This window comes from Streptomyces sp. P9-A4 (assembly GCF_036634195.1).
Lineage (GTDB): Bacteria > Actinomycetota > Actinomycetes > Streptomycetales > Streptomycetaceae > Streptomyces.
In genome coordinates this window covers 4,594,516-4,615,450 of the sequence record NZ_JAZIFY010000001.1, presented here as the reverse complement: position 1 = coordinate 4,615,450, position 20,935 = coordinate 4,594,516, and the positions used below count along the sequence as shown (strand labels likewise).

Annotated in this window: 15 protein-coding genes; 6 read left to right on the top strand and 9 right to left on the bottom strand. The window is 73.8% G+C overall.

The features are described 5' to 3' along the window. Positions 1 to 308: 308 nt before the first annotated feature. The 4 genes from V4Y03_RS20910 to V4Y03_RS20895 all read right to left on the bottom strand — a co-directional run bounded on the left by V4Y03_RS20910 (position 309) and on the right by V4Y03_RS20895 (position 5,696). Positions 309 to 1,535, bottom strand: a complete 1,227-nt coding sequence (locus tag V4Y03_RS20910; RefSeq protein WP_332435886.1) for a VWA domain-containing protein — start codon at positions 1,533 to 1,535, stop codon at positions 309 to 311. Beyond that, positions 1,532 to 4,021, bottom strand: coding sequence for a DUF5682 family protein (locus tag V4Y03_RS20905; RefSeq protein WP_332435885.1), 2,490 nt, complete (start codon positions 4,019 to 4,021; stop codon positions 1,532 to 1,534). The genes V4Y03_RS20910 and V4Y03_RS20905 overlap by 4 nt, the downstream gene beginning before the upstream one ends. Continuing rightward, a complete protein-coding gene (locus V4Y03_RS20900) occupies positions 4,018 to 5,175 on the bottom strand; it encodes an ATP-binding protein (protein ID WP_332435884.1) in 1,158 nt (385 codons plus the stop codon). The genes V4Y03_RS20905 and V4Y03_RS20900 overlap by 4 nt, the downstream gene beginning before the upstream one ends. 107 nt (positions 5,176 to 5,282) lie before the next feature. Beyond that, the gene (locus tag V4Y03_RS20895) at positions 5,283 to 5,696 is read right to left on the bottom strand and encodes an MmpS family transport accessory protein (protein WP_317878919.1); all 414 of its coding nucleotides are present in this window, start codon (positions 5,694 to 5,696) and stop codon (positions 5,283 to 5,285) included. Positions 5,697 to 5,844: 148 nt separating this feature from the next. Between V4Y03_RS20895 and V4Y03_RS20890 the strand changes: the two genes are divergently transcribed. Further along, on the top strand, positions 5,845 to 7,191 hold the full coding sequence (locus tag V4Y03_RS20890) for an SWIM zinc finger family protein (protein WP_332435883.1): 1,347 nt from the start codon (positions 5,845 to 5,847) through the stop codon (positions 7,189 to 7,191). 221 nt (positions 7,192 to 7,412) lie between these two features. After that, positions 7,413 to 9,320 (top strand): DUF5691 domain-containing protein, encoded by a 1,908-nt coding sequence (locus tag V4Y03_RS20885; protein ID WP_332435882.1) that lies wholly within the window; start codon positions 7,413 to 7,415, stop codon positions 9,318 to 9,320. An 88-nt stretch (positions 9,321 to 9,408) separates the two neighbouring features. On the opposite strand, the gene V4Y03_RS20880 is transcribed toward V4Y03_RS20885, so the two are convergent. Beyond that, positions 9,409 to 9,816 (bottom strand): cobalamin B12-binding domain-containing protein, encoded by a 408-nt coding sequence (locus tag V4Y03_RS20880; RefSeq protein ID WP_056552186.1) that lies wholly within the window; start codon positions 9,814 to 9,816, stop codon positions 9,409 to 9,411. 302 nt (positions 9,817 to 10,118) lie between these two features. Here V4Y03_RS20880 and V4Y03_RS20875 point away from each other — a divergent pair, with 302 nt between their 5' ends. Together V4Y03_RS20875 and V4Y03_RS20870 are read left to right on the top strand one after the other, a co-directional pair. After that, the gene (locus V4Y03_RS20875; RefSeq protein WP_332435881.1) at positions 10,119 to 10,913 is read left to right on the top strand and encodes an esterase/lipase family protein; all 795 of its coding nucleotides are present in this window, start codon (positions 10,119 to 10,121) and stop codon (positions 10,911 to 10,913) included. A 223-nt stretch (positions 10,914 to 11,136) separates the two neighbouring features. Continuing rightward, positions 11,137 to 12,786 (top strand): M23 family metallopeptidase, encoded by a 1,650-nt coding sequence (locus V4Y03_RS20870; protein ID WP_332435880.1) that lies wholly within the window; start codon positions 11,137 to 11,139, stop codon positions 12,784 to 12,786. A gap of 148 nt (positions 12,787 to 12,934) precedes the next feature. On the opposite strand, the gene pcrA is transcribed toward V4Y03_RS20870, so the two are convergent. Both pcrA and V4Y03_RS20860 read right to left on the bottom strand, forming a co-directional pair. Further along, a complete protein-coding gene (gene pcrA / locus V4Y03_RS20865; RefSeq protein ID WP_332435879.1) occupies positions 12,935 to 15,385 on the bottom strand; it encodes a DNA helicase PcrA in 2,451 nt (816 codons plus the stop codon). 68 nt (positions 15,386 to 15,453) lie between these two features. After that, complete coding sequence (locus tag V4Y03_RS20860; protein ID WP_317876825.1) at positions 15,454 to 15,807, bottom strand: hypothetical protein; 354 nt, start codon at positions 15,805 to 15,807, stop codon at positions 15,454 to 15,456. A gap of 343 nt (positions 15,808 to 16,150) precedes the next feature. Between V4Y03_RS20860 and V4Y03_RS20855 the strand changes: the two genes are divergently transcribed. After that, positions 16,151 to 17,266, top strand: a complete 1,116-nt coding sequence (locus tag V4Y03_RS20855; protein WP_332435878.1) for a C40 family peptidase — start codon at positions 16,151 to 16,153, stop codon at positions 17,264 to 17,266. 101 nt (positions 17,267 to 17,367) lie between these two features. Here the strand turns inward: V4Y03_RS20855 and V4Y03_RS20850 are convergent, their stop codons facing one another. Next, positions 17,368 to 18,087, bottom strand: a complete 720-nt coding sequence (locus tag V4Y03_RS20850) for a response regulator transcription factor (protein ID WP_332435877.1) — start codon at positions 18,085 to 18,087, stop codon at positions 17,368 to 17,370. Further along, positions 18,084 to 19,352: a PspC domain-containing protein gene (locus V4Y03_RS20845; RefSeq protein WP_317876828.1), complete on the bottom strand. Its 1,269-nt coding sequence runs from the start codon at positions 19,350 to 19,352 to the stop codon at positions 18,084 to 18,086. The genes V4Y03_RS20850 and V4Y03_RS20845 overlap by 4 nt, the downstream gene beginning before the upstream one ends. 156 nt (positions 19,353 to 19,508) lie before the next feature. On the opposite strand from V4Y03_RS20845, the gene V4Y03_RS20840 reads away from it, so the two are divergent. Further along, complete coding sequence (locus V4Y03_RS20840) at positions 19,509 to 20,858, top strand: PspC domain-containing protein (RefSeq protein ID WP_332435876.1); 1,350 nt, start codon at positions 19,509 to 19,511, stop codon at positions 20,856 to 20,858. The last annotated feature ends 77 nt before the right edge of the window (positions 20,859 to 20,935 follow it).

Genomic DNA, 20,935 nt, shown 5'->3' with positions numbered 1-20,935 from the left:
GTAGGGGCGAGGGGGCCGTCCGTAGGGGGCGGCGTGTGGGGGCGGGGGCCGTGGACGACAGGTGGGACTTGGGATCCCGCCCCCTCACGACGCGCCGGAACGGAAGGTGAGGGTCGTTCCGAAACGGGTGTGATATGGGACTCAGTCACCCTGCGCGCACCCGTGCGGGTGTTCCTGGAGCTACGGATTCCGCACCTGGGGACGCGGGTCGGGAGCGGCGGGACGGGGTGCGGGGGCGGCGGCGCGGGAGGCGTCCGGCGACGGGTATCGGTGAGAGGGATCGGCGGCCGGTATCGGCGGCGGGACCGTCAGGCCGCGGGTATCGGCAGCGGGCGCTTCTCCAGCGCCGCCGCCATCACCTCCGGGAACAGGTCGGGGGTGCAGGCGAAGGCCGGCGCCCCGAGCGCGGCCAGCGCCGCCGCGTGGTCGCGGTCGTAGGCCGGGGCGCCCTCGTCGGAGAGCGCGAGCAGCGCCACGAACTGGACCCCGGACGCCTTCATCGCCGCCACCCGCTTCAGCATCTCGTCGCGGATTCCCCCCTCGTACAGGTCGCTGATGAGGACGACGACCGTGTCGGCGGGCCGGGTGATCTTCGACTGGCAGTGGGCGAGCGCCCGGTTGATGTCCGTACCGCCGCCCAGCTGGGTGCCGAAGAGGACGTCGACCGGGTCGTCGAGCCGGTCGGTCAGATCGACGACGGCCGTGTCGAAGACGACCAGCCGGGTGGCGATCGACCGCATCGACGCGAGCACCGCGCCGAAGACGGAGGCGTACACGACGGAGGCGGCCATCGAGCCCGACTGGTCGATGCAGAGCACGACCTCCTTGCGGACCGCCTGGGAGGCGCGCCCGTGGCCGATCAGCCGCTCGGGGACGATCGTGCGGTGCTCGGGCAGGTAGTTCTTGAGGTTGGCGCGGATCGTACGGTCCCAGTCGATGTCCCGGTGGCGGGGCCTGCTGATCCGGGCGGAGCGGTCGAGGGCGCCGGTCAGGGTCGCGCGGGTGCGGGTGGCGAGGCGCTTCTCCAGCTCGTCGACGACCTTGCGCACGACCGTCCGCGCGGTCTCCCTGGTCGTCTCGGGCATGGCCTTGTGGAGGGAGAGCAGGGTGCCGACGAGGTGCACGTCCGCCTCGACGGCCTCCAGCATCTCCGGCTCCAGGAGGAGCGCGGCGAGGCCGAGGCGGTCGATCGCGTCGCGCTGCATGACCTGGACGACGGAGCTGGGGAAGTACGTACGGATGTCGCCGAGCCAGCGGGCGACGGAGGGCGCCGAGGCACCGAGCCCCGCCGAACGGTCCCGCCCGGTGCGGTCCCCGCCCTGGCCCTGGCGGCCGTAGAGCGCGGTGAGGGCCCCGTCCATGGCGGCGTCGGTGCCGGCGAGGGCGCGGCCGGTGCCGTCGGCCTCCCCGCCTCCGAGGACGAGCCGCCAGCGCCGCAGCCGCTCGTCACCGACCGCCGGAGGGGTGACGGCGGGGGTGGCGGTCGCCGTGCCGGTGGCGGCGGGGCCGGTGGTGGCGGTCGGGTCCGTGGTCATACGGGGGCCTCCTTGCCGGAAACGAGGTGCGAGCCGGGTACGGGGTCCGGGTCGAGTACGGGGTCCGGGCCGAGGACGAGGTGGAGGAGCGGCAGGACGGCGTCGGCCCGCTCCCGGTCGAGCGTCGGGGCGAAGCCCGGTGTGCCCGGCGTGGCGTGCCCGGCGCCGCCGGTGCCCGGCCCGCGGGCGACCAGCTCGCCGAGGGTGCGGCGTACCCCCGGCTCGTACCCGGAGAAGGTCCGACGGAGCAGCGGCAGGACATCGGTGAACGCCTCGACGGGAACGCCCGTGAGCCAGCCGTCGACCAGACCGAGGAGCCGCTCGTCGTGGACGAGGAGCAGTCCCCCGCCGGACGCGCCGCCGACGAAGCCGTCGATCCAGGCGGCGGCGTCGGGCGGCGGGGTGCCGGGCGACAGGGCCCGGCTCATCAGCAGGGCCGCCTCGTCCTCGGCGAGCCGCCCCTCGTCCAGGAGGAGCCGGGCGGCCCGCCCCCGCAGGACGCCCGGTATCCGGTCGCGGTCCGCGAGGCGCCTCAGGACGCCCGCCCAGCGCTCGGTCAGCCGGTCCGCGCCGGGCAGCAGGCCGAGGGACCGGTGCACCTCGTCGATCCGCTCGCGCATGGCACCGGCCGCGTCGGCGTCGAGTCCCGCGCAGGCGGGCGGCAGGCCGACGCAGATCCGCTCGGCGAGTCCGGCGGCGACCTCGGCCAGGGCCGCCGTGTCGGTGCCCCGCACGTCGCCGTAGCGCAGGGAGCGGGCGAGGGCCGGGAGGGCCTGGGCGAGGTGGGCGACGTCGGTGTCGAGCGCGGCCCGGTCGGCGAGCGCCCGCATCACGACGGGCAGCGCGTCGGCGAGCCCGGCGAGCAGGCACTGCTCGGCGAGGGCGGTGATGTCGGCGAGGCCGGTCGCCGCCAGGGCCCGGGAGCGGGCCCTGGCGGTGGCGGCCGCCCCGACGGTGGTGCCCCAGACACCGGCCTCGGCGACCTGGACGTGCAGCTCGGGCTCCCACCGCAGCCGCCAGCCCTCCCGGAACGTGCCGGTGCCGGAGCGGCCGGCGGCCGGTGTGCCCCAGTCGACGCCGAGGAGCCGCAGCCGGTGCAGCAGACGGCTGCGCTCGCCGTCCGTCTCCTTGCGGAGGTCGAGGTCGAGCTCACGCTCGTGCGCCTCGGGCTTGAGGCGCAGGGTGCGCTGACGGCGGGCCAGGTCGCGCTGGAGGGGGACGGCGGGGGCGCCGTCCGGGACCTCGCCGAGGACGTCGCCGACGACGAGCCGGTCCCGGACGAGGTCGAGCGGGATGTCGGAGCCCTCGCAGAGGACCGCGCGGACGGCGTCGGTCGTCTCGTCGAGTCCGGGCAGCGGCCGGCCGCGCAGCGCGGCCAGGGTGTCGGCGAGCCTGACGGCCTCGATGACATGGGCGGAGGAGACGAGGTGGTCCTCGGCCCTGAGGAGTCCGGCGACCTTGGTCATCCAGCGCTCGACGGGCCGGTCGGGGGCGGCGAAGAGGTGGGCGTACCAGCCGGGCGCTTCGATGCCCGCGCCGTACCCCGAGCGGCGGGCGAGCCTGCGGTGGGTCCAGGGAACCCAGGTCATCTCGGTCTTCACCTTGGGCAGGCCCTTGAGGAGGGCCCGGTCGGCGGCGACGGTGGTCCGCCGGGTGAGGGCGGGGACGTGCCAGGCGCCGCAGACGACGGCGACGGCCTCGCCGAACTCCTTGCGGGCGGTACGGAGCTGGAGCCGCATGTACGCCTCGCGGACCAGGTCGCGGGGGTGGCCGCCGTGCCCGTACGCCTCGCGGAGCGCGCCCATGGCCTCGGCGAGCGCCTCGAACGGGGCGGTGGGGTCGGCGTCGCCGCGCAGTTCGACGACGTCCTCCCACCAGCGCTCGGCGTCCTCGTACCCGGCGGTTCCGGCGAGTTCGGCGACCGGGTCGATCCGCAGGCCGCTCCCGGAGACCTCTTCCTCCCCGTCGTCCCAGGTGGGGTCGGCGGCGGCAAGGGTGTGGGCGGCGGGCAGGTCGATGAAGCGGACGGCTGCGCCCCGGTCGAGGGCCCAGCGGATCGCGACCCACTCGGGCGAGAACTCGGCCATCGGCCAGAACGCGGCCCGGCCGGGGTCGTCCACGGCGTGGGCGAGCAGCGCGACCGGCGGGCGCATGGCGGGGTCCCCGGCGAGCGCCACGAGGGCGTCGGCCTCGGCGGGCCCCTCGACGAGCACCACGGCGGGCTTCTCCGCGTCCAGCGCGGCCCGCACCCCACGCGCCGACCCGGGCCCGTGATGCCGCACCCCGAGCACGAGCGGCCCACCGGCACCCCCGGACCCGCGAGCCCGCCCGGCGCCGGCGGCCGGGACGGACGTCCTGGCCTCCGGACCCGGACCGGAACCGCGCTCGCCCCCGGCGGCCGGGACGGACTCCGGCGTCCGCCCGCCTTCGACACCCCCGGACCCGCGCCCCCGGTCCGCCCCGGTGACCGCGGCAGCGGCCGTCATGCGCTCACCTCGCGGCAGGCGCGGTAGAAGTCCTTCCAGCCGTCTCTCTCCCTGACCACCGTCTCCAGGTACTCCTGCCAGACGACCCGGTCGGCCGCCGGGTCGCGGACGACCGCGCCGAGGATGCCCGCCGCGATGTCCGCGGGGCGCAGGACCCCGTCGCCGAAGTGGGCGGCGAGGGCGAGTCCGCCGGTCACGACGGAGATCGCCTCGGCGGTGGACAGCGTCCCCGAGGGCGACTTGACCCGGGTCCGCCCGTCCGTGGTGACCCCGTCCCGCAGCTCGCGGAAGACGGTGACGACCCGGCGGATCTCCTCCACCCCCTCCGGGACGGCCGGCAGCTCCAGGGAGCGCCCGAGCTGCTCGACGCGGCGGGCGACGATGTCGACCTCGGCCTCGGGGGTCGCGGGCAGCGGCAGGACGACCGTGTTGAAGCGGCGGCGCAGCGCGCTGGAGAGTTCGTTGACACCGCGGTCGCGGTCGTTGGCCGTGGCGATCAGGTTGAAGCCGGGGACGGCCTGGACCTCCTGGCCCAGTTCGGGGACGGGCAGGGTCTTCTCGGACAGGATCGTGATGAGCGTGTCCTGCACGTCGGCGGGGATCCGGGTGAGTTCTTCGACCCGGGCCGTCATGCCCTGGGACATGGCGCGCATGACGGGGCTGGGCACGAGCGCGTCGCGGCTGGGGCCGTGGGCGAGGAGCTGGGCGTAGTTCCAGCCGTACCGGATGGCCTCCTCGGGAGTGCCCGCGGTGCCCTGGACGAGGAGGGTGGAGTCGCCGCTGACGGCGGCGGCGAGGTGCTCGGAGACCCAGGTCTTGGCGGTGCCGGGCACGCCGAGCAGCAGCAGCGCCCGGTCGGTGGCGAGCGTGGTGACGGCGACCTCCACGATGCGGCGCGGCCCCACGTACTTGGGCGTGATCACCGTCCCGTCGGGGAGGGTGCCGCCGAGGAGATAGGTGGCGACGGCCCACGGCGAGAGGCGCCAGCGGGCGGGGCGCGGCCGGTCGTCGGCCGCGGCGAGCGCGGTGAGTTCGTCGGCGAAGGCGTGCTCGGCGTGCGGCCACAGGGCCTCTGCGGTGGCCTGCGGCCGCCCCGTTCCGGTGTCCGTCTCGACACCGGAACCGGGCTTCGCGATGGTTTCGGGCACGGGCATGGATCCCCCTCCAGATCGTTCGACCTGCTGTGTGATCCACCGTGCACCATGCCACTGACAATCGGATGTCACCGCTGGTCAGGGCCGGTTGGAGGGGTGAGGGGGCGTCAGCCCACGATGGGGGAGACGGCGACGCAGCCGCCGGCCATCGCCTGCTCGGCCTTGGCCTCCTTGATGACCTTGCCCTGGTAGACGATCTTGCAGGTGAGGTCGGCGGGGTCGAGCGAGATCGGCATGACGGCCGGCGGCATGATGCCCTTCAGCTTCACCGTCTTCTTCCACGGCGTCGCGGGCTTCTTCTCCGACTCGACCTTCGGCGCCATCGCGGTGCCGTCACCGGCGTGGTAGTCGATGGACTCGACGGCCTTGCCGGTGACCTCGTAGGTGACCTCGTAGGACTCGTTCACGGACTTGTCGACCTGGTCGGCGGCCTTCTCCGCGGCCTCCGAGCAGGCGCCGAGGCCGAGGGCGAGACCGGTGACGGCGAGGGCCGAGACGGCGGTGCGGACGGTGCGCTTCATGGGGGTCCCCCTGGACGCGTGGTGTGAATGGTCGGTCCGCGCAGGCAACCTTAAAGAGATGGCAAAGTCAAATCTTCCCCGAGCCCTCCCCCACCGGCCAACTCCCAGGCCAGGGGCGTTGTCAGTGCCGCCCCCTACCGTCGGGGACATGAATGCCATGGGGGTGCGCTGGACGGCCGAGCAGGTGCTTGCACTGGCTCCTGACGAGGCGTCGCGCAGAGCGGGAAGCAAGCTGGGCACGGCCGGACCGTGGTCCGGTACGGGGCGCGCGGAGGGCGCCGTCTGGGGCCTGTGCAAGGGCAGCGGACGCACGCCGTACCGGACGGTCGTCGACACCACCGGGCCCGCCTACCACTGCGGTTGCCCGAGCCGGAAGTTCCCCTGCAAGCACGCGCTCGGCCTGCTGCTCCTCCAGGCCTCGGACACGACGGCGGCCGAGGAGGCCACCGCGCCCGACTGGGCCGCGACATGGCTCGAAGGCCGTCGCGGGCGCGCCGCGAGCGCGGCGGCCCGCCGGGCCGAGGGCGATGCCGGAGCCCCCGCGGACCCGGAGGCGGCGCGCCGCAGGTCCGAGCGCAGGGCCGCCCGGATCACCTCGGGAGCACAGGAGTTGGAGCGGCGGCTCGCCGATCTGCTGCGCGGGGGCCTGGCGGCGGCGGAGCGCTCGGGGTACGGACAGTGGGACGAGACGGCGGCCCGCATGGTGGACGCCCAGGCGCCGGGCCTCGCGGGCCGGGTGCGGGAGTTGGGGGCGATACCGGGCTCGGGCCCTGGCTGGCCGGTGCGGCTCCTCGAGGAGTGCGCGCTGACCCATCTCCTCGACCGCGCCTGGCTGGGCGCCGACCGGCTGCCCGCGCCGTTCGCGACGACGGTGCGGACCCGGGTCGGGCTGGCCGCCCCGGCCGAGGGCGCCGCGGTGCGCGACCGGTGGCACGTCCTCGCGCAGTACGACGCGGGCGACGCCCGGCTGACCACCCGGCGCATCTGGCTGCACGGCACGACGAGCGGGCGCACCGTACTCCTGCTGTCCTACGGAGCCGCCGGCCGCCCGCCCCGGCTCGCGCTCCCGGTGGGCGCGGTGCTCGACGGCGAGCTGACCCCGTACGCGGGCTCCGGCCAGCTGCGGGCCGAGCCGGGCGAGCACTTCGTGCCGGTCGCCTCGTCCGCCGTGCCACCGCCGGGCGGACCCGTGGGCGCGGCGCTCGACGCGTACGGCCGGGCGCTGCGGGAGGACCCGTGGCTGGACTCCTGGCCCGTGACGCTGAGCGGGGTGGTCCCCACGCGCGCGGAGTACGGCTGGCAGCTCGCCGACGCGGACGGCCGGGAGGCCCTGCCCCTGACGCCCACCGCCCAGTCCCGGTCGGGCCTCTGGCGCCTCGTCGCCCTGTCGGGGGGCGGGCCGCTGACGGTCTTCGGCGAGTGCGGGCACCGCGGCTTCGCACCGCTGGCCGCCTGGGCCCCGGAGACCCCGGACGAGACGGTCCCTCTCGTATGACCCCTCGTACGGCTCCCGGGGCTCCCGCGACCCGCTCGCCTCAGACGACCTGCTCGACCCAGGCAATCCGCCCGCCTCTGACAACCCACTCGACCCAGGCAATCCGCCCGCCTCAGGCAATCCGTCCGCCTCAGGCGACCCGTCCGCCTCGGGCGACCCACTCGACCCCCTCGACTCCCCTGAGCGACGACCACCGCCCGCCGACCGACCGGAGGACCTCGATGGAGACGACCCCGATGGAGACGGACACGACGACCCCCGACGGCACGCTTCTCACCGCCACCGCCGAGGCGGGCGCGGACGCCGACCGCGGCGCGGACGGCAGCCGCGACGCGAACGACAGCCGTGGGCCGGACGACGACCAGGGCGCGAACGGCAGCCGTGGCACGGACGACGACCAGGGCGCGAACGGCAGCCGTGGGCCGGACGACGACCAGGGCGCGGACGACGCCCGTGGCTCGGACAACGGCCGCCCCACCCAGCCCGGCCCCCCAGCCGAGGACGCCCTCTGGGAGGAGCTCGTCACCTCCGCGCTGCTCGGCACGGACCGGCGCACTCCCGCCGGAGTGGCCGGGCTCGCCGGAGTGTCCGGCGGCGAGCTGCCGGGGGCCCTGCTCGACGCCGCCGCGCTGCACACCGTACGGCGCAGGGCGGGCCTGCGCCCCGGGTCCGCCGCGCCGCCGCCGCAGCCGTCGCCCGAGGACCCGCGCGGGACGCTGCCCGAGGCGGCGAGGCGGCGGCTCGACCAGTTGCTCGCCGGCCGGGCCGCGGCCTCCCCGGCCGGACGGCGCGGGGCCGCTCCCGACCTCGCCGAGCTGCTCCCCCAGTGGCTGACACTCGCCAACCGGCACGGATACAAGGCACCGGCCGCCTCCCTGCCCGCTCTCCTCGACGCGGCCCGCGCCCGCACCGATCTGCGCCCCCAGGCCCTCCGGCTGGCCGGGCCCCGCGGTCTGTGGCTGGCCCGGCTCAACCCCGAGTGGCGGTTCGCGCTGCGGGGTGCGGGTGCGGGCGGCGCGCTCCCGGACCCCCGCGACCCGGAGGGCGTACGCACCCTGTGGGACGAGGGCCTGTTCGCCGAGCGGGTCGCCCTGCTCGCCGCCGTACGCGCCGAGGACCCGGCCGCCGGGCTCGCCCTGCTCGCGTCCACCTGGCCCGCCGAGCGGGCGGAGGACCGGCTGATGTTCCTGGACTCGCTGCGGGGCGGACTCTCCGACGCGGACGAGGAATTCCTCGAAGCGGCCCTGGGCGACCGCAGCCGCAACGTCCGGGCCACCGCGGCCGAGCTGCTGTCGGCCCTGCCGGCCTCGGCCCTCGCCGGCCGGATGGCCGGCCGTGCCGTCTCGTGCGTCGGTCTCGACCGGACCGCCGAGACGCCGACGGTCACCGTCGAGGCCCCGCACGAATGCGATACGGCCATGGAGCGGGACGGCCTGGTGGCGACGCCCCCGGCGGGGCGCGGCGAGCGCTCCTGGTGGCTGGGCCAGCTCGTCGAGGCGGCCCCGCTGTCCTGCTGGCCGCCCCGGTTCGGGGGGCGCGGCCCGGAGGAGATCGTGGCGCTGCCGGTCGGTGACGACTGGCAGGCCGAACTGCACGCGGCCTGGTGCAGGGCGGCCGTACGGCAGCGGGACGCGGCCTGGTCGCGCGCGCTGCTCGGTGCGCCGTCGGCCCCGCCCGCGACGGGCCCCGGCACGTCGTCGCTCGCGGAGCGGGCCCAGCTCCTGTCGACGCTGCCCCCGGAGGAACGGGCGTGCTGGGTCGCCTCGTTCGTCGCCGCGCACGGTCTGTCGGAGGCGTTCCAGCTGCTCGGCGTGTGTGAGGTGCCGTGGGCGGAGCCGCTCGGCGGCGCGGTGGTCGACGCGCTCGACATCGCGCGGGACGCGGGCAGTTACCCGTGGAGCTTCAGCGGGGTGATGGGTCTCGCCGAGCGCTGCCTCGCCCCGGAGGCGGCCCGGCAGCTGGAGTCCCTGACGGCCCGGCCGGACGAGGCGGAGGACGTCTCCCCGGGCGCGGGCGGCTACTGGTCCGAGGCGTTCCAGCGGCTGGTCTCGACGCTCCGGCTGCGCGCGGCGATGGGAGCCGAGCTCGCGGGACCGGCACCGGACCCGGGCGCTCCGGGCACCCCGTAGACCCGGGCCGGACACGCGGAAGGCCCTCCCCCGAGGGGGGAGGGCCCCGAAAACGGTTACCGAAGCGGCGCGCCGGCTCCCCGAAGGGTTACGCGGCCACGCGGACGTTCGCGTTCACCCAGTCGACGATGGACGCGGTCGTGGCGCCGGGCGTGAAGATCTCCGCCACGCCCTTCTCCTTGAGCGGCGCGATGTCCGCCTCCGGGATGATGCCGCCGCCGAAGACCTTGATGTCCTCCGCGTCACGGTCCTTGAGGAGCTCCAGGACCTTGGCGAACAGCGTGTTGTGCGCGCCCGAGAGGATCGAGAGGCCGATCGCGTCGGCGTCCTCCTGGATCGCGGTGTCGACGATCTGCTCCGGCGTCTGGTGGAGGCCGGTGTAGATGACCTCCATACCGGCGTCGCGGAGTGCCCGCGCGATCACCTTGGCCCCGCGATCGTGGCCGTCGAGACCCGGCTTGGCCACCACCACGCGGATCGGACCGGTCACACCCATCACTGCCTCCACATGCGACCCCCGCGCCTGATTGCCGGGGAGGTGAACGAACGTTATCGCCAGCATCCCGCAACCGGCCGTTTCGCGGTGGCGACCGAGGGGGAAATCACACGTGGGACATGTTCGCTCTGCGCATCACCCCGCTTTCGGGCCCTCCTCCTGGGCCCACCAGCCGCAAGCGGGGCGAGGCGCGAAGGGAGCCGCGACGAGGTCGCCGTGCCTCCGTGCCGCCGTCCGTGCGGCGCGGGGGCACGGCGTACCGGCGTACCGTTCGGCCCCGCGTACCGTTCGGGAGGCCGGCCATGGAGTTCACCAAGGTCACCACCCTGATGAAGGCCGCCGCCCTCGAGCTCGCGATCCTCACCGGACATCTCGTCCTCTACCCCTCCGGGATCGTGGCCGAGCGCCTCTCCCCCACCGTTCCCCCGGCTTCGATCACCCCGGGCCGGCGCCCGGTGATCCTGCTGCACGGATTCGTCGACAACCGTTCGGTCTTCGTCCTCCTACGCCGTTCCCTCCTCCGTAACGGCCGCGACCATGTCGAGTCGCTCAACTACTCGCCGCTCACCTGCGACCTGCGGGCCGCCGCGGAGCTGCTCGGCCGCCGGGTGGAGGAGATCCGCGCCCGTACGGGACACGCCGAGGTCGACATCGTCGGACACAGTCTGGGCGGGCTCATCGCCCGTTATTACGTACAGCGTCTGGGCGGTGACGCCCGGGTGCGCACCCTGGTCATGCTGGGAACCCCGCATTCCGGCACCACGGTGGCCCCGCTCGCCGACGCGCATCCGCTGGTGCGGCAGATGCGGCCGGGTTCCGAGGTGCTGCGGGAGCTGGCGGGTCCGGCGCCGGGCTGCCGGACCCGTTTCGTGAGTTTCTGGAGCGATCTCGACCAGGTGATGGTGCCGGTGGAGACGGCCCGTCTCGACCATCCCGATCTGCTCGCGCACAACGTCCGGGTCAGCGGGATCGGCCATCTCGCGCTGCCCGCGCATCCGACGGTGGCCGCCGGGGTCCGGGAGGCCCTCGACGCGGACGGCGGGACGGAGGCCGTGGGGACGCGGGAAGCGGAGCCGGGCGCCGGCGCCGTCGCCTGACACGCGGAGACCGTTCTTCGAACGTTCCTCGAACACAAGGCCAAAGCTCGCTCCGTGAGCTGGCGAAACACGGCCGATTGCCCGTTTCCTACGGCTGCGAACCCTTCCGAAGATTGTCGGCTGCGCATACCGCCGGGTACAGTCGCGCCACTGCTTACCCCCGGGACACCCCTCGTCGGGCCCGCCCCGGACTGGTCCTGCTGCCGAGGCGAGAGAGACGTTGGTGAACGACCAGCACCCCCACGCCGGGTACGCCGGAGACGGCGCCCACACCACCAGCGGTTACGGAGTCGACCCGCTCCACGGCTCCTGTCCCGACGGCACCGCCGACCACAGCGGCCAGTGGGACCTCGGCCAGTACGACGCCACCGGCACGTACGGCACGACGGGGCAGTACGACACCACCACGGGTCAGTACGACACCACGCGGTACGACCCCGCCCAGTACGCCACCGCGCAGTACGGGCAGCACGACACGACCGGCCAGTGGGACACCACGGGCCAGTGGAACACCACCGGCGCCTACGACACCACGGGCTCGTACGACACGACCGGCTCGTACAACACCACGGGCACCTACGGGACGATGACCGGCCAGTACGCCGCCGCCCCGCAGTACGACTCCGCCGCCTCGTACGACACCACCGGCCAGTGGGACGCGTCCGCCTGGACCGAGGCCCAGCACACCGGTCAGTACGAGACCGTCCACTCCGGCGCCTACGCGGCCCAGGGCACATACGGCTACGAGGCCTACGACGCCACCGGCCAGTGGGCCGCCCCCGCCTTCGCCGCCGACACCGGCGCCTACGACGCGACCGCGTGGAACCAGGCGGCCCCGGAGGCCGAGCCGGTCGTCCCGCAGCAGTACAGCCCGCAGCCCGAGCACACCGCGGAGTTCGCCTTCGCCTACGAGCCCGAGGCGGAGACGGCCGCGGCCGAGGTCCACCCGGACCTCGACGAGGAGTCCGGCTTCGACGCCGACCACGCCACCGCCGAAGCCGACTTCGAGGCCGACACCGACACCGAGGCCGCCGCGGACCCGGACGACCGGCCCGCCGCCGAGGTCCGTACCGACGCCCCCCTCGGCGGGCGCCCCGTGCGCCGCCCCTCCGGCGGCAGCCGCGGCCGTCGCCGTACCCCCGCCAAGCGTTCCGCGCTGCTGACCGTCGCCGTTCCCTCCGCCTGCGTCATGGGGGTCGCCGGCATCGCCGCCGCGTCCGTCGGCGGCATCACCGGCCCCGGCACCGACAGCGGCCAGAAGGACACCACCGCGCTCGCCGCCGCCGACCCGGCCTCGGTCAAGCAGGTCGCCGCCAACAACGCGCTCGACACCCAGCTCGCCGCCCTCAGCGCCGACGCCCGCGACTTCGGCGACCGCGCCAGCCGCACCCAGGAGCGCATCGACCTCCGGCAGCGCCAGGCGGCCGACAAGAAGAAGCGCGAGGAGGAGGCGGCCCGCAAGGAGGCGCTGCGTCCCAAGTACGTGCTGCCGGTTGAGCTCCACCGGCTCAGCGCGCGCTTCGGCCAGGCGGGCGTCAACTGGATGTCCGTGCACACCGGCATCGACTTCCCCGTCTTCACCGGCACGCCCGTGATGGCCGCGACGGACGGCACCGTCCGCACCCAGCTGAACAGCGCCTACGGCAACATGGTGATCGTGACCGCCCCGGACGGCACCGAGACCTGGTACTGCCACCTCAGCAGCGCCAAGATCCGCTCCGGCCATGTGAAGGCCGGCGACGTCATCGCGTACTCCGGCGACTCCGGCAACTCCACCGGCCCGCACCTCCACTTCGAGGTCCGGCCGGGCGGCGGCTCCGCGATCGACCCGCTGCCGTGGCTGCGCAGCCACGGCCTCGACCCGACCCGCTGACCCCACCTCGCCCGTACGCACAGGAGCGGGCCCCGGCCGAAAGCCGGGGCCCGCTCCTGTCGTTCGTCACGGTCCGGGGAGACCTCCCCCGCCCGCGTGGGCGGGGAGGCTTCCCCCCGCCGCTCGGACAGGGAGGCCTCCCCCGCCGCTACAGCTTCTCGACCGGCGCGTACCGCAGCAGCAGCCGCTTCGGCTTCTCGTCGCCGAAGTCGATCGTCGCCTGGGCGTCCGCGCCCACGCCGGTCACCGCCATGACCGTGCCGAGGCCGAACTGGTCGTGGGTGACCCGGTCGCCGACCTGGAGCGAGATCACCGGCTTCTCCCCGGCACGCCGGGTGGCGAACCCCGAGGGGCCCGAGCGCGAGCGCGCGGAGGAGAGCGAGGAGGTGATCCCCGAGGTCGGCCCGGCGGGCTTCGCCATCGGACCGGTCCGCTTCCACTCCAGGTACGCGGGCGGGATCTCCTCCAGGAACCGCGAGGCCGGGTTGTACGAGGGCTGGCCCCAGGCGCTGCGCATCGACGAGCGCGTGAGGTAGAGCCGCTCACGCGCGCGCGTGATGCCCACGTACGCGAGGCGCCGCTCCTCCTCCAGCTCCTTCGCCTGGCCGAGGGCGCGCATGTGCGGGAACACGCCGTCCTCCATTCCCGTCAGGAACACCACCGGGAATTCGAGGCCCTTGGCGGTGTGCAGCGTCATCAGCGTGATGACGCCCCGGCCCTCCTCGTCCTCGTCCGGGATCTGGTCGGAGTCCGCGACGAGCGCGACCTTCTCCAGGAACTCGGCGAGCGTCGCGGGCTCCTCGCCACGCTCCTGCTCGAACTCCAGCGCCACGGCCGCGAGTTCCTGGAGGTTCTCGATCCGGGTCTCGTCCTGCGGGTCCGTCGAGGCCTGGAGCTCGGCCAGATAGCCCGTCCGCTCCAGGACGGCCTCCAGGACGACGGCGGGGCCGGCGCCGGACTCGACGACGGTGCGCAGCTCGTCCATGAGCGCGTTGAACCGCTTCACGGCGTTCGCCGAGCGCGCGGCCATGCCGTACGCCTCGTCGACCCGCTTGAGGGCCTGCGGGAAGGTGATCTTCTCGCGCAGCGACAGTGCGTCGATCATGGCCTCGGCGCGCTCGCCGATGCCCCGCTTGGGGACGTTGAGGATGCGGCGCAGCGGCACGTTGTCCTCGGGGTTGGCGAGGACGCGCAGGTACGCGAGGACGTCCCTGACCTCCTTGCGCTCGTAGAAGCGCACACCGCCGACGACCTTGTACGGCAGTCCGACGCGGATGAAGATCTCCTCGAAGACACGCGACTGGGCGTTGGTCCGGTAGAAGACGGCGACGTCCCCGGCCTTGGCCTCGCCCGCGTCCGTGAGCCGGTCGATCTCGTCGGCGACGAACTGCGCCTCGTCGTGCTCGGTGTCCGCGACGTAGCCGGTGATCTGCGCGCCCGCGCCCGCGTTGGTCCAGAGGTTCTTGGGGCGGCGGGACTCGTTGCGCTCGATGACGGCGTTGGCGGCGGAGAGGATCGTCTGCGTGGAGCGGTAGTTCTGCTCCAGGAGGATCGTCGTCGCGTCCGGGTAGTCCTCCTCGAACTGGAGGATGTTGCGGATGGTCGCGCCGCGGAAGGCGTAGATCGACTGGTCGGCGTCACCGACGACGCACAGCTCGGCCGGGCCGAGATCCTCGTAACCGGTGCCGACGAGCTCCCGCACCAGGGTGTACTGGGCGTGGTTGGTGTCCTGGTACTCGTCGACGAGCACGTGCCGGAAGCGCCGGCGGTAGTGCTCGGCGACGTCGGGGAACGCCTGGAGCAGATGGACCGTCGTCATGATGATGTCGTCGAAGTCCAGGGCGTTGGCCTCGCGCAGCCGCGCCTGGTACATCCGGTACGCCTCGGCGAGCGTCTTCTCGAAACCGTCGACGGCCTGGTCGGCGAAGGTCTCCTCGTCGATCAGCTCGTTCTTGAGGTTCGAGATCTTGGCGCTGAACGACTTCGGCGGGAACTTCTTCGGGTCGAGGTCCAGATCACGGCAGACCAGGGACATCAGCCGCTTGGAGTCGGCGGCGTCGTAGATCGAGAAGGAGGAGGTGAAGCCGAGCCTCTTCGACTCGCGGCGCAGGATGCGGACGCACGCGCTGTGGAAGGTCATCACCCACATCGCGTTGGCCCGCGGCCCGACGAGGTGCTCGACGCGCTCCTTCATCTCGCCGGCGGCCTTGTTGGTGAAGGTGATCGCGAGTATCTGGCCGGGGTGCACATGACGCGTGCCCAGGAGGTGGGCGATGCGGTGGGTGAGCACCCGGGTCTTCCCGGAGCCGGCGCCGGCCACGATGAGCAGCGGGGTGTCGGTGTGGACGACGGCGGCGCGCTGCTGTTCGTTCAGCCCGTCCAGGAGCGCGGCGGGGTCCACGACGGGCCGGTGGGCACCGTCGCGGTAGTACGCGTCCCGGGCGGGCGGGGGCACGTCGAAGTGCTCCCCGAAGAGGTCGTGCGGGACGTCCTCCACGGCCGGGGAGCCGTGCTCGTCGTCCTCGGAATGGGGCGGGGGCTCCTCCGAGGAGTGGTTCTGGAGGCCGGCCAGGAAGCTGTCGTCAAAGAGGCTGCTCATCGCCTCACGAGTCTAGGACGCCCCACCGACATCCGGGCCCGCCTTCGGGACCCGCGCTGTGGAAGCGCTCACACCCAGAGGGTCGCGATGAAGATGTTCGCCATGGTCAGACCGCCGACGGCGGCGAAGAGGCCCTTGTCGACCTTCTCCTCGTCCCGCTTGACGTAGACGAGGCCGAGGACGACCACGAGGATCAGCAGCTTGATCCCGACCTTGAGGTTGTTCACCGTCTGGTCGTCCGCCTGGTTGAGGCCGACGAGGGCGACACCCGTGACCAGCATGGTCAGCGCGCCGTGCAGCATCGGGGGGCTGAAGCGGGCCGTACCGGCGCCCATCGCCTTCATCTGGGTGAGGAAGCCGCCGAGGAGGGAGGCGATTCCGATGATGTGCAGGGCGACGAAGACATTGATGAGTACGTCCATGGGTCGGAGCCTAACGGGGCCCTAGCACCACCCTCCGGCCGGGTCCACCCACTCCCGCTTCTCGGTCGTGCGGTCATACGGAATGTCCCCGGACCCTCACTCCGGGCGAAAGAGTTCGGTCCTCGGCATATCAACTGGCGCCAATAGCGATCAACCCACCGTCCCGGCGTGACCTCAGGTTTAGCGTCCTGCACCAGGTGGCCGGCTCCCCACCACCGCCGGCGATCCGGCGGTTGTCGGTCACCCCCGCCGAAAAACCCGGCGGCGGGCCGTCTCCCCTGTGACGGCCCGCCGTCGGCCCCGGCGGGCCCTCCCCCCTCGAACCGAGGATGTGACCGCCCTCGTGGCAGCGCACCGAAAACCCAGGCAGTCCCCGTTCGGCCGCCCGGCCGTCCGCACCGCCGCCACCCTCGCCCTCGCCTCCGCGGCGACCACGACCCTCTTCGAGGGCTCCGGACACGCGGACCCCCGGCCCACCACCGCCCAGGTCAAGGCGAAGGTCGACCGGCTCTACGAGGAGGCCGAGGCCGCCACCGAGCGGTACAACGGTGCGAAGGAGAAGGCCGACGAGGCGCGCACCGCCTTCGACCGGCTGCGCGACGAGGCCGCCCGCAGGACCCAGCGCCTCAACACGGCACGCGACGGGCTCGGCGCCATGGCCGCCGCCCAGTACCGCACCGGAGGCCTCGACCCCGCCGTGCAGCTGGCCCTCACCTCGGACCCCGACGAGTACCTGGAGCGCGCCGCCCTCGCCGAGAAGGCCGGTGCCAGGCAGGCCGCCGCCGTCACCGCCGTACGGCGCGAACTCGGCGCGATCCGGCAGCTCCGCGGCGAGTCCGCGGGGCACCTCACCGCACTCCGCCGCAACGAAGCGGAGCTCCGCCGCCAGAAGGCGGCCGTCCTCGGCAAACTGGCCGAGGCCCGCACCCTGCTCGCCCGGCTGACCGCGGAGGAACGCGCCCGCTACGAGGCCGCCACCGCGGGCCGCGACAGCACCGCCACCTCCGCGGGGAACGGCACCTCCGGCGGTACGGCCACCACCGCCGGCTCCGGCCTCACGCGGGCCGACCGCTCCTCCGGCGGCGACCGAGGCCCCGTGACCGCCCCCGACGGCCGGGCCGCCCAGGCCGTCTCCTTCGCCCGCGCCCAGCTCGGCAAGCCGTACGTCTGGGGAGCGACCGGCCCCTCGGCATACGACTGCTCGGGCCTCACCCAGGCGGCCTGGCGCGCCGCGGGTGTCTCCCTGCCGCGCACCACGTACACCCAGATCAACGCCGGCCAACGCGTCTCCCGGTCCCAGCTCGCCCCCGGCGACCTGATCTTCTTCTACTCCGGCATCAGCCACGTCGGCCTCTACATCGGCGGCGGCCAGATGATCCACGCCCCCCGTCCGGGCGCTCCGGTCCGCATCGCGCCCATCGACGAGATGCCCTTCGCCGGAGCGACCCGGGTCGCATGACGCTCCCGCCCCGGTCCCGGACCGGGCGCCGGCCGACGTCAGTCGCAGTCGACGTCTGACCCCGGTCGACGGCCTGTCGGAGTCGAGGCCGGGTGGCGGGCTCAGACCAGGCGGCGGGCGGTGGCCCAGCGGGTCAGTTCGTGGCGGTTGGAGAGCTGGAGCTTCCGCAGCACCGCCGAGACATGCGACTCGACCGTCTTCACCGAGATGTAGAGCTGCTTGGCGATCTCCTTGTACGCGTACCCCCGGGCGATCAGCCGCAGCACCTCCCGCTCCCGCTGGGTGAGCCGGTCCATGTCCTCGTCCACCGGCGGCGCGTCCGTCGACGCGAAGGCGTCCAGGACGAAGCCGGCGAGCCGGGGCGAGAACACGGCGTCGCCCTCCTGGACCCGGAAGATCGAGTCGACCAGGTCGGTGCCGGTGATGGTCTTCGTGACATAGCCACGGGCACCGCCCCGGATCACCCCGATCACGTCCTCCGCCGCGTCCGACACCGACAGCGCCAGGAAGCGGACCGGGTCTTCCGCCGCCCCCATCAGGTTCGCGCAGCGGCGCAGCACCTCGACCCCGCCGCCGCCCGGCAGGTGCACGTCGAGCAGCACGACCTCGGGGCGGGTCGCCGTGATGACGGTGACCGCCTGGTCGACGTCGGCGGCCTCGCCGACCACCTCGACGCCGGTCACCTCGGTCCGGCCGATCTCCGCCTGCACGCCGGTGCGGAACATCCGGTGGTCGTCGACGAGCACCACCCGCACCCGGCGGCCCGTGCCCGCCGCCCCCGCATCGTCAGCTCCGGTCGCTGCCCCGGTCTCGTCGCTCATCCGTCCGCCCTCTCCATCTCAAGCTCCACTTCGGTGCCCCCGCCCGGCACGGACCGCAGCCGGGCCGAGCCGCCGTTGCGCTGCATTCGGCCGATGATCGATTCTCGTACGCCCATCCTGTCCTCGGGCACCGCGTCCAGGTCGAAACCCGGCCCCCGGTCCCGCACCGAGACGAAGACCGTGCGGCCCTCCACCTCGGCGAACACCTGAACGGCCCCGCCCTCGCCACCGTACTTGGCGGCGTTGACCATCGCCTCGCGCGCGGCCTGCATCTGCGCGACCAGTCCGTCGTCGAGCGGGCAGTCCCCCACGACGACGACCTCCAGCGGGACTCCGTGCTTGTCCTCGACCTCGGCGGCGGCTCTCTTCACCGCCTCGGCGACCGTCTCGGGCTCCTCGTCCTTGTCCTTGCCGGTGCCCTCGGGCTTGTAGAGCCAGTTCCGCAGCTCCCGCTCCTGGGCGCGGGCGAGGCGGCGCACCTCGGCCGCGTCCTCGGCGTTGCGCTGGATCAGGGTGAGGGTGTGCAGCACCGAGTCGTGGACGTGGGCCGCGACCTCGGCACGCTCCTGGGCCCGGATGCGCATGGTCCGCTCCTCGGTGAGGTCCTGGGACATCCGCACCAGCCAGGGGCCGGCGAGGAGGGCTATGCCCGTGAGGACCGCGACGCCGGCGGTGAGGGCCGTCCCGAGCTGGGCGACGGATCCCCGGACCACCACGAAGACGGCGAGGCCAGTGCCGACCAGGGCGACACCGACGAGCCCCCGCGCGAGATGGAAGGCCCGGCTGTGGCGCCCGCCCTCGGACCAGCTGGCCCGCCGGGCGTTGTCCGACTGGCGCCAGACCACCGCGAGACCGGCGCCGATGAGGATGACGGGCCAGACGTACCGCCCGGACTCGTTGTCGACGTTGATGTTCCCGATGAGGACCGCGCCGCCTATCGCGAGCGCTATGAGGGCGAAGACCTGCCCCCGGTCGGGCTTGCGCAGTCTGCGCCGGCCGTCCGGGGTGACCTCGAAGACGGGTCGCGGAGCCGCCCGGCCGCCCACGCCGAGCGGGACGACGATCCAGAAGGCCGCGTAGACCAGGAGACCGAGGCCGTCCATGAAGGAGAGGACCAGGAACGCCACCCGCACCCAGACGACCGGCAGACCCAGGTGCCCGGCGAGGCCGCGTGCGACACCGCCGAGCCACCGCCCGTCGGCGCTCCGGTAGAGCTTGCGCACGGGCGGTTCGTCGGTGTCGGTGACACGAGCGGCTGCGGACATGCACCGATCGTCACACGTTCGGCCCGCCCGGGACATCAGGGTCGGCCCTGAGATCGTCCCTGGTACCGCCTCGGGGAGAACGGCCCTCCGAATATCAGGGTCGGGCCAGGGTCGATCCCGGTGCCGCTGGACGTCACGGGCGGTCACCATGGAGGCATGACGAGTTCGATGCCTTCGCAGCACGAGGCCCCGCCGCCGGCGGAGGCCGATTCCGCCCCGCCCCTGCGGCGCTCGCGCGGCAGCAAGGTCGTGGGCGGTGTCTGCGGCGGTCTCGGCCGGTATTTCGACCTCGACCCGGTGATCTTCCGGGTCGCGCTCGGTGTGCTGGCGGTGCCGGGCGGGCTCGGACTGATTTTCTACGGCTTCGCCTGGCTCCTGATCCCGCTCGCGGGCGAGGAGGAGAACGAAGGTCGCAGACTGCTGACCGGCCGGGTCTCCGGGGCTTCGCTGGCCGCGCTGCTGATGGCGCTGGTGGGCTGCGGGATCTTCCTCTCGATGCTGCACAGCGGATCGATGCTGGGCTCCGCCCTCCTCTTGTCGTTCGTGGTGAGCGCGGCGGCGGTGTGGTCACGGCACCGGCAGGCCGGCGGCGCGGTGGAGCCCGAGGGCCGGGTGGAGTCGGCCGCCGCCGCGCTCGCGGTCTCCGAGGCGCCGCCCGAGACGAAGGCCCCGCCGCTGGTCGAGTTCCCTTCCTGGTGGAAGGACCCGATAGTCAAGGACGGGTCGACGGGCAAGGTGGCCATCGGCTACCTCTGGGGACCGCACGGCGTCCTGGACGAGGACGGCCGGGTGAACGGCGAGGTGCCGAAGCCCGGCAGCCAGTGGGGGCCCGCCCCCGCGGCTCCCGGGCGTCCGGAGCCGTCGGTGCGACGGAGTCCGCTGTCCATCGGTGGTCTCGTGTATCTGCTCGCCATGGTCGCGGCGGTCGTCGGCACCGCGATGACCTGGAAGACCGAGCCGCTCGGCACGAGTCTGCAGACCGGCCTGGCAGCCGCCCTCGCGGTGTTCGGCCTCGGCCTGGTCGTCAGCAGCTTCCTCGGCCGGACCGGGTTCGGCACGATCTTCCACACCGTGATCACGGCGGGCCTGCTCGCCCTGGCCACGGCGCTGCCGGCCGAGATCGGCACGGACTGGGTGCGTGACACCTGGAGCCCGACGACGGTCACCGCCGTGCAGCCCCACTACGCGGTCGGCACCGGCGTCGGCACGCTCGATCTGTCGAGGCTCCCGCTCCCTGCGGGAACGACCGTCTCGGCCTCGGCCGGGGTGGGCGCGGGGCAGCTGAAGGTGATCGTCCCGAAGGACGCGGTCGTGAAGCTGCACGCCGAGGTGGGACTCGGGGATCTGCAGCTGCCCGGCGAGCCCCCCAACGACATCGACATCGCGCCCCGCCGCGATGTGACCCGCACGATCCAACCGCCTGTCGGGACCACTCCGGCGGGCACCCTGGACCTCTCGCTTGAGGTCGGCATCGGACAGGTGGAGGTCACCCGTGCTGCTTCATGAGTTTCGCCCCGGCCGGCTGCTCATCGGCCTCACCGCCCTCGCGCTGGCCGCCCTCTACGCCGGGGACGCCGCCGGGG

Excerpts from the sequence above, each read along its gene's own strand:
- V4Y03_RS20880 (WP_056552186.1), bottom strand. The coding sequence starts at position 9,816 with ATGGGTGTGACCGGTCCGATCCGCGTGGTGGTGGCCAAGCCGGGTCTC.
- V4Y03_RS20845 (WP_317876828.1), bottom strand. The coding sequence starts at position 19,352 with ATGTCCGCAGCCGCTCGTGTCACCGACACCGACGAACCGCCCGTGCGC.
- V4Y03_RS20860 (WP_317876825.1), bottom strand. The coding sequence starts at position 15,807 with ATGGACGTACTCATCAATGTCTTCGTCGCCCTGCACATCATCGGAATC.
- V4Y03_RS20885 (WP_332435882.1), top strand. The coding sequence starts at position 7,413 with ATGGAGACGACCCCGATGGAGACGGACACGACGACCCCCGACGGCACG.
- V4Y03_RS20850 (WP_332435877.1), bottom strand. The coding sequence starts at position 18,087 with ATGAGCGACGAGACCGGGGCAGCGACCGGAGCTGACGATGCGGGGGCG.
- V4Y03_RS20840 (WP_332435876.1), top strand. The coding sequence starts at position 19,509 with ATGACGAGTTCGATGCCTTCGCAGCACGAGGCCCCGCCGCCGGCGGAG.
- V4Y03_RS20900 (WP_332435884.1), bottom strand. The coding sequence starts at position 5,175 with ATGCCCGTGCCCGAAACCATCGCGAAGCCCGGTTCCGGTGTCGAGACG.
- V4Y03_RS20905 (WP_332435885.1), bottom strand. The coding sequence starts at position 4,021 with ATGACGGCCGCTGCCGCGGTCACCGGGGCGGACCGGGGGCGCGGGTCC.
- pcrA (WP_332435879.1), bottom strand. The coding sequence starts at position 15,385 with ATGAGCAGCCTCTTTGACGACAGCTTCCTGGCCGGCCTCCAGAACCAC.
- V4Y03_RS20890 (WP_332435883.1), top strand. The coding sequence starts at position 5,845 with ATGAATGCCATGGGGGTGCGCTGGACGGCCGAGCAGGTGCTTGCACTG.
- V4Y03_RS20910 (WP_332435886.1), bottom strand. The coding sequence starts at position 1,535 with ATGACCACGGACCCGACCGCCACCACCGGCCCCGCCGCCACCGGCACG.
- V4Y03_RS20875 (WP_332435881.1), top strand. The coding sequence starts at position 10,119 with ATGGAGTTCACCAAGGTCACCACCCTGATGAAGGCCGCCGCCCTCGAG.
- V4Y03_RS20895 (WP_317878919.1), bottom strand. The coding sequence starts at position 5,696 with ATGAAGCGCACCGTCCGCACCGCCGTCTCGGCCCTCGCCGTCACCGGT.